The 12,286-nt window shown below is 70.0% G+C and carries 12 protein-coding genes and 1 pseudogene; 9 read left to right on the top strand and 4 right to left on the bottom strand.

Annotation, left to right across the window (positions count from 1 at the left end; genetic code table 11):
* From JWP54_RS10985 to JWP54_RS10955, 7 genes are all read left to right on the top strand, one after another.
* On the top strand, positions 1-1,077 hold a 1,077-nt coding region (locus tag JWP54_RS10985), incomplete at its 5' end, for a LacI family DNA-binding transcriptional regulator (protein WP_297371758.1).
* A 129-nt stretch (positions 1,078-1,206) separates the two neighbouring features.
* Entirely contained in the window at positions 1,207-2,898 is a 1,692-nt protein-coding gene (locus JWP54_RS10980; protein ID WP_297371755.1) for an ABC transporter substrate-binding protein, read from the top strand.
* Positions 2,891-3,973 carry an ABC transporter permease gene (locus JWP54_RS10975; RefSeq protein WP_297371753.1) on the top strand — a complete coding sequence of 361 codons (1,083 nt, stop codon included), beginning with the start codon at positions 2,891-2,893 and terminating at the stop codon, positions 3,971-3,973. The genes JWP54_RS10980 and JWP54_RS10975 overlap by 8 nt, the downstream gene beginning before the upstream one ends.
* Positions 3,970-4,902: an ABC transporter permease gene (locus JWP54_RS10970; RefSeq protein WP_297371750.1), complete on the top strand. Its 933-nt coding sequence runs from the start codon at positions 3,970-3,972 to the stop codon at positions 4,900-4,902. The genes JWP54_RS10975 and JWP54_RS10970 overlap by 4 nt, the downstream gene beginning before the upstream one ends.
* Complete coding sequence (locus JWP54_RS10965) at positions 4,899-6,626, top strand: ABC transporter ATP-binding protein (RefSeq protein ID WP_297371747.1); 1,728 nt, start codon at positions 4,899-4,901, stop codon at positions 6,624-6,626. The genes JWP54_RS10970 and JWP54_RS10965 overlap by 4 nt, the downstream gene beginning before the upstream one ends.
* Positions 6,623-7,453: an alpha/beta fold hydrolase gene (locus JWP54_RS10960; RefSeq protein ID WP_297371744.1), complete on the top strand. Its 831-nt coding sequence runs from the start codon at positions 6,623-6,625 to the stop codon at positions 7,451-7,453. The genes JWP54_RS10965 and JWP54_RS10960 overlap by 4 nt, the downstream gene beginning before the upstream one ends.
* Positions 7,454-7,513: 60 nt before the next feature.
* The gene (locus tag JWP54_RS10955; RefSeq protein WP_297371742.1) at positions 7,514-8,710 is read left to right on the top strand and encodes a glycoside hydrolase family 1 protein; all 1,197 of its coding nucleotides are present in this window, start codon (positions 7,514-7,516) and stop codon (positions 8,708-8,710) included.
* A gap of 77 nt (positions 8,711-8,787) precedes the next feature.
* On the opposite strand, the gene JWP54_RS10950 is transcribed toward JWP54_RS10955, so the two are convergent.
* Together JWP54_RS10950 and JWP54_RS10945 are read right to left on the bottom strand one after the other, a co-directional pair.
* Positions 8,788-9,450 carry a hypothetical protein gene (locus tag JWP54_RS10950; RefSeq protein ID WP_297371739.1) on the bottom strand — a complete coding sequence of 221 codons (663 nt, stop codon included), beginning with the start codon at positions 9,448-9,450 and terminating at the stop codon, positions 8,788-8,790.
* Positions 9,451-9,487: 37 nt separating this feature from the next.
* A complete protein-coding gene (locus JWP54_RS10945; protein ID WP_297371736.1) occupies positions 9,488-9,856 on the bottom strand; it encodes a hypothetical protein in 369 nt (122 codons plus the stop codon).
* 37 nt (positions 9,857-9,893) lie between these two features.
* Here JWP54_RS10945 and JWP54_RS10940 point away from each other — a divergent pair, with 37 nt between their 5' ends.
* Complete coding sequence (locus JWP54_RS10940; protein WP_297371733.1) at positions 9,894-10,088, top strand: hypothetical protein; 195 nt, start codon at positions 9,894-9,896, stop codon at positions 10,086-10,088.
* A 91-nt stretch (positions 10,089-10,179) separates the two neighbouring features.
* On the opposite strand, the gene JWP54_RS10935 is transcribed toward JWP54_RS10940, so the two are convergent.
* Positions 10,180-10,890, bottom strand: a complete 711-nt coding sequence (locus JWP54_RS10935; protein ID WP_297371731.1) for a LysE/ArgO family amino acid transporter — start codon at positions 10,888-10,890, stop codon at positions 10,180-10,182.
* 68 nt (positions 10,891-10,958) lie between these two features.
* On the opposite strand from JWP54_RS10935, the gene JWP54_RS10930 reads away from it, so the two are divergent.
* A complete protein-coding gene (locus JWP54_RS10930; RefSeq protein ID WP_297371729.1) occupies positions 10,959-11,858 on the top strand; it encodes a LysR family transcriptional regulator ArgP in 900 nt (299 codons plus the stop codon).
* An 18-nt stretch (positions 11,859-11,876) separates the two neighbouring features.
* On the opposite strand, the pseudogene JWP54_RS10925 reads toward JWP54_RS10930, so the two are convergent.
* Positions 11,877-12,286, bottom strand: a pseudogene (locus JWP54_RS10925) (hypothetical protein); the annotation flags it as partial.

Below are 12,286 nucleotides of genomic sequence, written 5' to 3'. Positions count from 1 at the left end.
GCACCCACCGTCTATGACGTCGCCGAGCGCTCGGGCGTCTCGATTGCCACCGTCTCCCGGGTGCTGCGCTCCCCGGCGGCGGTGCGCGAGCACACCAGGCAGCGGGTGCTCGCGGCCGTGGCCGAGCTCGGCTACGTGCCCAGCGCGGCGGCCAGGGGCCTGGCCGCCCGCCGCACCAACGTGATCGGCCTGTTCTTTCCCGGTCACGACGAAACCGTGCCGGACCAGCCCGTCGATGCGGCCCGCGGTGACATCGTGCCGATCGTCGACGACGATCCCGCCGGAGCTGCCGAGGGCGAGAATCTCTACTTCGACGAGGTGCTGCGCGGCGCCGAGATCGAGGCCTGGCGCCGCGGTTTCGCCCTGATGGTCGCCGCGGGCCGGGGGTCGACGCGGGAGGCCATGGTCACCGACATCGCCGGCCGGGTGGACGGGCTGGCGGTGCTGGCCCGCACCGTGCCCGACGAGCTCCTCGCGTACGTCGCCCGGCGCATCCCGGTGGTGATCCTCGCCGGCGCCCAGCGCGTTGACGCGTTCGACCATGTCAGCGCCAGCAACGGGCCGGGCATGCGCACCCTGGCCAACTACGTGCTGCAGGACCACGGCGTCCACGACGTCGTGTACATCGCCGGCCCAACCGACTCTCCGGACGATGCCGAACGGCTCGCCGGGTTCCGCGACGCGCTCGCGGACTCCGGACTCGCCGCGAGCAGCGTGCGCATTCTCCGCAGTGACTTCACCCGGGAGGGCGGCCGGACCACCGCCACTCGCCTCCTGGCCGAACGACGCCCGCGGGGCATTCTGTGCTCCAACGACGAGACCGCCCTCGGCGTGCTCGACGTGCTCGAGCAGCGCGGCATCCGGGTCCCCGAAGATGTACTGGTCACCGGCTTCGACGGCATCGCCGCCGGCCGGCACTCCCGGCCGCGGCTGACCACGGTGCATCAGCCCATGGTGGAACTGGGCCGCGCCGCCGTGCACGCCATCACGGCCAGGCTCGACGACCCGAATCTCAGCCCCCAGGCGTTCACCCTGCCCGTCGAGGTCGTGCTGCGGGAGAGCTGCCCGCGCGTCTGAGAATGCGGTCCGCGCCAGGCAAAGCGCAGGGCCGCTTGCGCGGAGTGGATGTATGCGCATACACTCGACAAACAGATCACGCGTTCCCCACGCGATCAGTTCAACGACGACTGAGGAAACCCGGTAGTAATGATGCAACCCACTCGATCTCGCCCCCGCTCCCCGCTTCGGTCCCGGCCGCTGGCCCGCATCCGGGCCGCCCTGGCGCTTGCCGTCGCCGCCTCCACCCTCGCGGCCTGCAGCATTCAGATCCAAAGCGCGCCGGACCCGTCCATCCCCGACGACACCATGCTCGTCGCGGCCGACAACGGGTCGCCGCTGTTCGAGAAGAACTTCAACCCGTTCATGATCAACAAGCGGGTCGCTGCGTTCTACATGTACGAGCCCCTCATCGTGCTCGACAACCTCAACGCCCAGGAACACCCGTGGCTGGCCACCGGCTACACCCAGCCGGACCCGTCCACGATCCTCTTCGACATCCGCCAGGGCGTGACCTGGTCCGACGGCGAGGACTTCACCGCCGAGGATGTCGGCTTCACCTTCCAGCTACTCAAGGACAATCCGTCGCTGGACCTGCAGGGCATCTGGAGCTACATCGACACCTTCGAGACGGGGGACGACACCGTCACGGTGCACCTGAGCGCACCCGACGTACCCGCCGCGCAGCTCATCGCCTCCACCACCCTGATCGTGCCCGAACATATCTGGGCCGACGTAGAGGACCCCACCACCTGGCGGAATCCCGACCCGGTGGGCACCGGCCCGTACACGCTCGGCAACTTCGCGCCGCAGCAGTACACCGTCGACAAGAACCAGGACTACTGGCAGGCCGACACGGTGGCCGCCGAGCACCTGATCCTGCCGGCCACCAACACCCAGCTCGACGTGGCCACCAAGGGCTACGACTGGGCCTACTCCTTCATCAGCGACGTCGAGGGCGCCTGGGTGGGTGCCGGCAACCAGAACACCTACTGGTTCCCGCCGGGCGGCACCATCGCCCTGTTCCCCAACCTCACCAAGGCGCCGTACAACGACGTGAACGTGCGCCTGGGCCTCTCCACCGCCCTGGACCGGGCCGCCGTCGGCGACGCTGCGGCCGAGGGGTACATGGACCCGGCCGGACAGACGAACATCCTGCTGCCCAACCAGGAAGACGTGCTCAACCCGGACATTCCTGATTCCGGCCTGATCAGCCAGAACACCGCCAAGGCGCTGGACTACTTCGCCGCCGCGGGGTACACCCAGCAGGGCGGCAAGCTGGTGGACGCATCCGGTGCCCAGCTCAGCCTCACCATCACCACCGCCGCCGGGTACAACGACTGGCTCAAGGGCGTGCAGGAGGTGCAGAAGCAGTGGGGCGCCGTCGGCGTGGACGTGAAGGTCGAATCGCCGCAGCCCGCGGCCTACACGCTGGCGCTCCGCAACGGCGAGTACGACTTCGCCATGGGCGCCACCGGCGGAACCGGCAACACCTTCCGCGACTTCAACAACCTGCTCTCCAGCGAATGGGTCAAGCCGGTCGGTGAAGAGGCCAGCAACAACTTCGAGCGCTTCAGCGACCCGGCCGTCGACAAGCTCCTGGCGGAGTTCAAGGTGGCGCTGGACCCGGCCGTGCAGGCCGACCTGGCCGACCATCTGCAGGAGGTCGTCTACGACCAGATCCCGTCGATCAGCCTGTACTACGGCGGCTCCTGGGGCCTGTTCAGCGACGCCAAGTTCACCGGCTGGCCGAGCGCGGACGACCCGTATGCCTCGCCGAAGACCTACGAATCCACTCCACTCCTCGTACTCACCTCCCTGAAGAAGGTCAATGATGACTAGCACCCAAGCGGCGCCGCGCGGCGTCGACGGCGTCGCTCCGGCGGGCACGAGCCCCACGGATGCCGCCCGCACGCCCAGCCCGGCGCTGAAAGCCCTCGGCTACCTGGGCCGCAAGCTCGGCCTGTTCGCCCTCACCCTCTGGGCGGCCGTCACGGTCAACTTCCTGCTGCCGCGGCTGATGCCCGGCACGCCGGCCGATGCCGCGCTGTCCAAGCTGGCCCAGAACGGCCCGGTCTCCGAGGCCACCAAGGCGGCCATCGAGGCCCAGCTCGGCGTGCCCACCGGCAACATCGCCTCGCAGTACGTCGCGTACCTGCACCAGGTGGTGACGCTGGACTTCGGTATCTCGTACACCTTCTACCCGCAGAGCGTGGGCGAGCTCGTCTCGGCCGCGCTGCCGTACACACTGGTGCTGGTGGGCCTGGTCACCGTGATCGCGTTCGTCCTGGGCACCCTGCTCGGGGTGCTCGCGGCATGGAAGCGCGGCACCTGGCTCGACAGTGTGCCCACCCTGGTGGGCTCGTTCTTGAGCGCCTTCCCGTACTTCTGGACCGCGCTGCTGCTGCTCTTCTTCGCCGGGTACGTGCTGCGGCTGTTCCCCACCTCCGGCGCCTACGGCCCGACCGCGACACCGAACTTCTCGGTCGAGTTCCTCGGTGACGCGCTCTACCACGGGGTCCTGCCGGCCCTCACGATCCTGATCACCTCGCTCGGCGGCTGGATCCTGGGAATGCGCAACACCATGATCTCCACCCTCGGTGACGACTACGTGACCTTCGCGGAGGCGAACGGGCTCAAGCCCCGCACCATCGCCCTCCGCTATGCCGCGCGCAATGCCATCCTGCCCAACCTCACCTCCTTCGGCCTGGCCCTCGGCGGTGTCGTGGGCGGGTCGATCCTGGTGGAGCAGGTCTTCGGCTACCCGGGCATCGGCTATCTGCTCTTCAACGCCGTCGTCAACCAGGACTACCCGTTGATGCAGGCACTCTTCCTGATGATCACCGTGAGCGTGCTCATCGCCAACTTCCTCGTCGACATTTTGTACGGCGTGCTGGACCCGAGGACCCGACGATGACCACCTCACTGCCCCCCACCACCGCTGCCATCCGCGCGCCCCTCAGCCCGGCCGGCGAGGCGCCCTCCGCCTGGAAGGTCGTCGCCCGCGTCGCCTCCACGGTCTGGAGCAACGGCAAGTCCCGCATCGGTCTCACTATGCTGGCCGTCTTCGTGCTGCTGGCCATCTTCGCCCCGCTGATCGCGCCGTACGGTGCCAGCGAGACCGGCTTCGACCGCAGCGCCGACGCCAGCGCCGCCCACTGGCTGGGCACCACCGCCGCCGGCGAGGACGTGCTCAGCCAGCTGCTCTACGGCGCCCGAATCAGCATCTTCGTCGGCCTCGTCGCCGGACTGCTCTCCACGGTCATCGCCGTGCTGATCGGGCTGAGCTGGGGATACGTGCGCGGGTTCGGCGCCGACGTGATCAACTTCATCGTCAACCTGTTCCTCGTCATCCCCGGCCTGCCGCTGATGATCGTGATCGCGGCCTACCTCTCCGGCGGTGGCATCGGGATGATCATCGTGGTCGTCGTCGTGACCGGCTGGGCGTGGGGCGCCCGGGTGCTGCGCAGCCAAACCCAATCCCTGCGCTCCCGGGACTTCATCACCGCCGCCGTCTTCAGCGGCGAACGCCCATTCCGCATCGTGTTCCGCGTGATCCTGCCCAATATGACCTCGCTCATCGTCGGCAACTTCTTCGGCGCGGCCACCGCGGCCATCCTCGCCGAAGCCGGCCTGGAGTTCCTCGGGCTCGGCGACTCCACGGTGGTGAGCTGGGGCACGATGCTCTTCTGGGCGCAGAACTCCAACGCCCTGCTCACCGGCCAGTGGGCGCTGCTGTTCGCCCCCGGCCTCTGCATCGCGTTGCTGGCCACCTCCCTCACCCTGATCAACTTCGGCGTCGACGGCATCAGCAATCCCCGTCTCCGGGAAGGAACAAAACGATGACTCCTGCACCCACCACCCCCGCGCCGGCTGCGAACTCGACCCTGCTCGAGGTGCACGACCTCTCGGTGCACTACGGCTACGGCCAGACCGCCACCCGTGCCGTGCAGAACGTCTCCTTCCGGCTGGCCCACGGCGAGTTCGTCGGCCTGGTCGGGGAGTCCGGCTCGGGCAAGTCCACCCTCGGCTTCGCACTGACCGGCCTGAGCAAGCCGCCCGCCCACATCGAGAAGGGCCGCATCCTCTTCGGCGGCACGGACATCGCCAGCCTCGACGCTGAGCAGCTGCGCGAACAGCGCCACGGCGGCATCGCCATGGTGCTGCAGTCCGGCATGAACGCGCTGAACCCGGTGCGCAGCATCCGCAACCACTTCGTCGACATCTTCCGCGCCCACGGGCACGTCGAACGCTCCCAGTGGGCCGCGCGGGCCACCGAACTGATCTGCAAGGTCGAGCTCACCCCGCAGGTGCTCGACCGGTTCCCCGGCGAGCTCTCCGGCGGCATGCGCCAGCGGGTGTCGATCGCCCTGGCGCTGTCCCTCGAACCCGAGCTGATGGTCTTCGACGAACCCACCACGGCGCTGGACGTGCTGGTGCAGCACGCCGTGATGAACACCATCATCGAGCTGCAGAAGCGGGAGAACTTCACCGCGATCCTGATCAGCCACGACCTGGGCATCGTGCTCGAATCGGCCCAGCGCGTCATGGTCATGCACGAGGGCCGCATCGTCGAGGATGCGCCGGCCCGGCAGATCCTGGAGAACCCGCAGGCCCCGTACACCCGGATGCTGCTCTCGCACTACGCCGATCCCCGAGCCGAGGTGGTGGAACTGCCCGGTTTCGCCGACCGGCAGCAGCGGACGGCGAACGGCGCGGCCCGCGCCGACGGGGCCACCCATGCGCCGACGGTGTCGCCGCGCACCCGGCGCACCGACCAGCCCAGCATGATCGTTCAGAACGTGTCGAAGGTCTACCCGGCGCCGCGCCGGGGGGAAGCCCCGGTGCGCGCCGTCGACGACGTGTCGTTCACCCTCGAACCCGGCTCGGCGCTGGCCCTGGTCGGCGCCTCCGGCAGTGGCAAGTCCACCATTGCCAAGCTCATCACGGCGGTGGAGAAGCCCACCAGCGGCCGCATCCGCTTCGGTGACCTCGACGTGGGCACGCTGAACCGCCGGCACTTCCGCCGGCTGCACCGCGACGTGCAGATGGTCTTCCAGGATCCATACTCCGCCCTCAACCCGCTGCACACCGTGGAGTACGCGCTCACCCGGCCGGTGATCAACTTCACCGGCCTGCACGGCACCGAGGCCCGCCGCCGGGTGCTCGAGCTGCTCGACATCGTGGGCCTGAACCCGGTGGAGGAATTCGCGGCCAAGCTGCCGCACCAGCTCTCCGGCGGTCAGCGCCAGCGGGTGGTCATCGCCCGGGCACTGGCCAGCGACCCGCAGGTGATCATCGCCGACGAACCGGTCTCGATGCTCGACGTGTCACTGCGCGCCGGAGTGCTCGCCCTGCTCGAAGACCTGCGCGAACAGTGGGGCGTGAGCCTGCTCTACATCACCCACGACCTGCTCTCCGCCCGGGTGGTCACCGACAACATCATGGTGCTCAACGGCGGCGCCGTCGTCGAGCGGGGCAACACCGCCGATGTGCTGCGCAATCCGCAGGACGACTACACCATCCGGCTGCTCGACGCGATCCCCAACCCGCGCAAGGACGTGGCGTGACCGCGCCGTTCGGCCGGCTCGCCCTGGCCCCCGAGCTCGAGCACTTCACCGTCCAGACCGGGGCCGGTCCGCTCACGGCGTTCCGGGTGTCACCGGTCGGGCAGCGCCGCGGTGTGGCCCTGCTGGTGCCCGGGTTCACCGGCTCGAAGGAAGACTTCCGGCTGCTCTTGCCGCTCATCGCGGCCCACGGCTGGGAGGTCGTGAGCTACAGCCAGCGCGGCCAGGCCGACTCGGCCGCCCCGGCGGGGGTGGAGAACTATCGCCTCGACAACTTCGCCGCGGATGCCGTGGACGTCGCCCGCGCCATCGGCGGCGGCGACCCGGTGCACCTGGTGGGCCACAGCCTCGGCGGCCTCGTCGCCCGGGCGGCGCTGCTTCGCGGCCCGGCCCTGTTCGCCGACCTCACTCTGCTCTGCTCCGGCCCGGGCGGCCGGCCCCGCTCGCATGAGGCCGACGCCCTGCTGGTCGCCGAACACGGCACGCTGGCCCTCTGGGCGCTCGACCACCCCGCCGGCACCACACTCACGCCGGAGGACGAATTCACCCGCGACCGGTTCAGCGCCTCCTCGGTGGACAACTACCTGGGCTGTGCGTTGATCCTGCAGACCGCCGCCGACACCTCCGCCCGGGTGCGCGCGACCGGGGTGCCCACCCTGGTGGCGCACGGCGACACCGACGACGCCTGGCCGATTGCCGCCCAGCGCCGAATGGCCGAGCAACTCGGCGCCCGGTACCGGGTGATCCCGCAGGCGGGACACCTGCCCAACCTCGACAATCCCGGCTTCACGGCCGCGATGCTCAACGATTTCTGGGCCACCACGGGATAGCGCCCCGGTTCCCACCCACGTTCTGCACCCGCACGACCGCAACCCCCAAGGAGATCCTCCATGCTCACTTTCCCGAACGGCTTCCTGTGGGGCGCCGCAACGGCCGCCCACCAGATCGAGGGCAACAACGTTAACAGCAACTGGTGGCCCAAGGAACACGCCCCAGGCACCACCATGGTCGAACCCTCCGGGGACGCCGCCGACAGTTTCCACCGCTACCGCGAGGACATCAAGCTGCTCGCCGACCTGGGCCTGGACTCCTACCGGTTCAGCATCGAGTGGGCCCGCATCGAGCCCGAGCGCGGCTTCACCTCGCGCTCGGCGGTCGACCACTACCGCCGCATGGTCGACACCTGCCATGAGTTCGGCATCGAGCCGATCGTGACGCTGATGCACTTCACGGTGCCGCGCTGGTTCGAGAACGATGGCTTCTGGCGTGCCAACGATGCCGCCGACCTGTTCGCCCGGTACACCGAACTCGCCCTGCCCGTCGTGGCCGAGGGCGTGAACTACGTCTGCACCATCAACGAGCCCAATATCGCTGCCATGCTGGCCGGCGGGGAGGACGCCGCCAACCTGGTGGCGCACGGCCTGCCCGACCCCGACCTGCAGGTGGCGGATGCGCTGTTCCTCGCGCACCAGCGCTCCCGCGAGGTCCTCAGCCAGGTGACCGGCCTGAAGACCGGCTGGACCATCGCGACCCAGGCCTTCGTGGCCGTGGACGAAGAGGGCGCAGACGAGAAGCTCGCCGAATACGCCTACCCCCGGGAGGACTGGTACCTGGAGAACGTGAAGGGGGACGACTTCATCGGTGTGCAGGCCTACACGCGTACCTTCATCGGGGCGGAGGGCCCCCGGCCCGTCGCCGAGGGCGTGGAGACGACCCTGACCGGCTGGGAGTTCTTCCCGCCGGCCGCCGGCATCGGCGTGCGCGCCGCCTGGGAGCTAACCGACCACGTACCCGTGATGGTCACCGAGAACGGCATCGCCACCGCGGACGACACTCGTCGCATCGCCTACACCCAGGGCGCCCTCGAGGGGCTGCACGCCTGCATCGACGACGGCATCACCCTGCTCGGCTACTTGCACTGGTCGGCGCTGGACAATTACGAGTGGGCCTCCGGCTTCGCGCCCACCTTCGGCCTGATCGGCTGGGACAAGCAGACCTTCGCCCGCACCCCCAAGCCCAGCGCCAGCTGGCTCGGCGAGGTCGCCCGCCGCAACGGCCTCGAGGCGACGCCGGCTCCCGCCCTCTAACTGTTGCCGAACCGGACAATTGCGCCTGGTGCGCCGGGTGCAATTGTCCGCACGGGCAACAGTTGTGGCGGGGCGGGTCAGACGAAGCGCTCGAGGACCGTGCCGTCGCGCACCCGTTCGACGCGCTTGACGTGCTTGGCGATGTCCCGCACGCCGCGGTACACCGCGAGCTCGGCCACATCCACCACCTTGGTCGAGGCGTGCGCGCGGGTCGGATGCCTGAACTCCTCGATGGACGTGAAGCTGTCCCGCCCGCGCTGCTCGGCGCTGAACCGCTGGGCGAAGCCGGTGTTCACGGTCGTGAGCTCGATGTCGTCCTCGTGCGCGGCCACCAGGCTGCGGGTATCCACGGTGATCACGGTGTGGGCGTCGTCCCGGTAGGAGCGGGCCGAGAGCAGCTCGTCCAGGCGCGCCTTCTGCAGGAAGAAGAAGACCCGGTCGTTGAGCATCGCGTACCACTCGCCGGGGGAGAGGTCGTCCAGCGCGGCGGCCAGCGAGGACTCGTGCATGGCCTTCTGGTGCCGGATGAGAGCGGTGCCGTAGACCGGGTGCGTCAGCTCGATGGACTCGCCCCGGCGCTTGCTGAGGATCGCGGCCTGGGGAGCCCCCTGCCGCACACCCCAGCGGGTCACGAGCGATGAGATGCTGAGCAGCCCGTGCCGTTCGATCGACGGCCATGCCCCATCCGCTGCCACGTGGTAGAGCTCGGGATAGAGCCGGATCAGGTCCTTGGAGAGCACGGGGCAAGCGTACCGCGCGGGGGCGGGCGCGAGAGGTTCACCGTAGGGCGAGCACCGACCCGAGGAGGCGCGGCGGGCTGGTGAAGTAGACGATCCCGTCGCGGTGGGCCAGCGCGGAGTTGGATTCCGGTTGCAGAACGCTGCCGAACGCGTCGCCGGAGTCCGTGGCCCCCGCGCCCAGCAGGTCCGTGCGGGTAGCCTCCCACGTGGCCTGGTCGCTCGGCCACTGCGCGTACCAGGCTTCGAGATCGGTGTTGGGCTTCCGCCACAGGCACCGGATGCCGTCGGCGGCCATCAGGGTGTCCAGGTTCGCGTTCGGCGATGCCTCGCGCACCGTCAGCCCGTCCGTTTCGAACTGGGCGTACTCGGCGGCGTCGAACACCGTGTCGCAGCTGGCCGGATCCACCGCGGGAGCAGGAGACTCGGCCGGGTCGGCCGTCGGCGTGGCTAAGGCGGAGGTGGCCGGGCCGGCAGACGGGGAGGCCGAGACCGTGGGCGTCGGACTGCTCGTGCCGGCGGTGGCCGGGGGAGCGTCGGCCGTCGGTGTCGCCGCGCATCCGGCGACGATCACCGCGAGGGCGACCGTGCCGATCATGCTGCTGATCCGAGTGCTGGTTCGAGTGGTGCCGGTTCGCTGAACTCCCCATATCCCCATAGCCACAACCTACGCCTCTCCGGGCGTTATCCGCGCTGATCGAGGAATAACGGTGGGCGCGCGGACCGCCGCCGCTACAGGTCGAAGGCCAGCCGCAGGCCTAGGGCGATCATGACCACCGCGATGACGGCATCAAGCACCCGCCAGGCCCCGGGGCGGGCGAAGACCGGGCGCAGCAGCCGGGCACCGAAACCGAGGCCGGCGAACCAGAGCAGGCTGCCCACCATGGCGCCGCCGGCCCACCACCAGCGCTCGGCCGCATCCTGCTGCGAGGCCACGGCGCCCAGGAACACCACCGTGTCCAGGTAGACGTGCGGGTTGAGCCAGGTGAGGGCGAGGACCGTGGTGACCGCCAGGCCGGTGCCGACGCCGATTCCCGCGGGTGCGCCCGTGCGCGTGCGGAGTCCGCCCGTGACGTTCGTGGCCGGGGCCGCCATGCCGGACGGTGTCGGCTGCGGATCTTCCGGCAGGACGAGCGCTCCGGGCCGCACGGCGCGCCGGGCGGCCCACAGGCCGTAGCCGATCAGGAACAGGGCCCCGAGGATCCGCACGACCACCATGACCGCCGGCGCCGTCGTCACCAGCGCTCCCATTCCGAGTACGCCCGCCAGGATCAGTACCGCGTCCGAGACGGCGCAGATCACCACGACCGGAACGATGACCCGGTTGCGGCCCTCGATGCCCACCCGCAGGACGAACGCATTCTGGGCGCCGATGGCGACGATGAGCGAGAGGCCGGTCACAAGCCCGAGCAGGGCGGGCAGGAGGGTGGTCGCGGGGGTCATTCCTCCACGGTAGGCAGCACCGGGCGTGCAGTCCAGCTACGGTTTCTGATGATGCGTAAGCTGAGCTTATGCAACGGTTCACGCTCGACCAGCTCAGCACCCTGCGCGCCCTGGTCGAAGACGGCACCTTCGAGAAGGCGGCCCGGCGGCTGCACATCACGGCGTCCGCTGTCTCCCAGCGCGTCAAGGCCATGGAGCAGTCCGCCGGCCGGGTGCTCGTGCAGCGCACCACGCCCGTGGCCCTGACCGGGGCCGGCAGCGTCGTGCTGCGCTACGCCCGGCAGGTGGAGCTGCTCGAGGCCGACACCCTGCGTTCGCTGCAGGAGGGCGGCGCGACCGGTGCGGCCGTGCCGATCTCGCTCGCCGTGAACGCGGACAGCCTGGCCACCTGGTTCCTCGGCGCGCTCGCCGGGGTGGCCGAGGACCTCGACCTCGCCGTCGACCTGCACCGGGAGGACCAGGAGCACACCGTGTCTCTGCTCCGCTCCGGCGCGGTCATGGCCGCGGTCACCTCCAGCCGCGAGCCGATCCAGGGCTGCGTCACCGAGCCGCTGGGCCGGATGCGCTACCGTGCCGTCGCCACGCCGGCCTTCGTCCGGCGTCGCCTGGCCGGCGGCCTCGCCGCGCTGGCCGAGGCGCCCGTGGTCACGTTCGACCGCAACGACGACCTGCAGGATGCCTTCCTGCGGTCCCAGGGCGCCCGGCCCGGCGCCGCGGCGCGGCACGTGATCCCCGCCTCGAACGACTTCGCCCGCGCCGTGCTGATGGGGCTGGGCTGGGGCGTGTTGCCCGAGCAGCAGTGTCTGGCCGAACTCAACGACGGCACGCTGGTGCAGCTCGCTGCGGAGCATCCGGTGGACGTGCCGCTCTACTGGCAGCGCTGGAACCTGTCCTCACCGCTGCTGGACGCGGTGTCGGCCGCGGTACGGGAGTGCGCCGCGCGGGAGCTGCTGCCGCTGACCGCCTGACCCGCCGGTGCATTCCAGCTACAGGTCCGTGTGCGCGAGCGGGGTGCCGCTCTGGCTCGCCCGGATCTCGACGCTGCGGATCTGGTCCCTGCTCACGTCGGTCGACGCGGCGAGGTTCTCGGTGCTCGGGCTCGTCGCCGTCCAGGTCGCGAGCACCGTGGAGACGCCGGACCGGTCGGTCATGACCATGTCGTAGTCCTGGGGCCCGTTGTCCTTCCACAGTTCGTTGAGGTACACGCAGGACCAATCGAACCGGGTTCCCCAGTCGGTCTCGGTGATGGTGAGGGCGGCGGTGAGTGCGTCGGCCTCCAGCGGCTCCATCGCCACGACCTGGGTCGGCTCGGAGCCCGGCGTAGCGGGGGCGCCGTGGTTTCGGCCGGCCCCGCCGCCACGGCGGGGGCGCCGGCCAGGGTCGCCCCGAGCAGCCC

Origin of the sequence: Cryobacterium sp., assembly GCF_025463825.1 — a bacterium.
Classification (GTDB): domain Bacteria; phylum Actinomycetota; class Actinomycetes; order Actinomycetales; family Microbacteriaceae; genus Cryobacterium.
This window is presented reverse-complemented; position numbering and strand designations above follow the sequence as displayed.

Excerpts from the sequence above, each read along its gene's own strand:
- JWP54_RS10935 (WP_297371731.1), bottom strand. The coding sequence starts at position 10,890 with ATGACCCCCGCGACCACCCTCCTGCCCGCCCTGCTCGGGCTTGTGACC.
- JWP54_RS10980 (WP_297371755.1), top strand. The coding sequence starts at position 1,207 with ATGATGCAACCCACTCGATCTCGCCCCCGCTCCCCGCTTCGGTCCCGG.
- JWP54_RS10970 (WP_297371750.1), top strand. The coding sequence starts at position 3,970 with ATGACCACCTCACTGCCCCCCACCACCGCTGCCATCCGCGCGCCCCTC.
- JWP54_RS10965 (WP_297371747.1), top strand. The coding sequence starts at position 4,899 with ATGACTCCTGCACCCACCACCCCCGCGCCGGCTGCGAACTCGACCCTG.
- JWP54_RS10975 (WP_297371753.1), top strand. The coding sequence starts at position 2,891 with ATGACTAGCACCCAAGCGGCGCCGCGCGGCGTCGACGGCGTCGCTCCG.
- JWP54_RS10930 (WP_297371729.1), top strand. The coding sequence starts at position 10,959 with ATGCAACGGTTCACGCTCGACCAGCTCAGCACCCTGCGCGCCCTGGTC.
- JWP54_RS10955 (WP_297371742.1), top strand. The coding sequence starts at position 7,514 with ATGCTCACTTTCCCGAACGGCTTCCTGTGGGGCGCCGCAACGGCCGCC.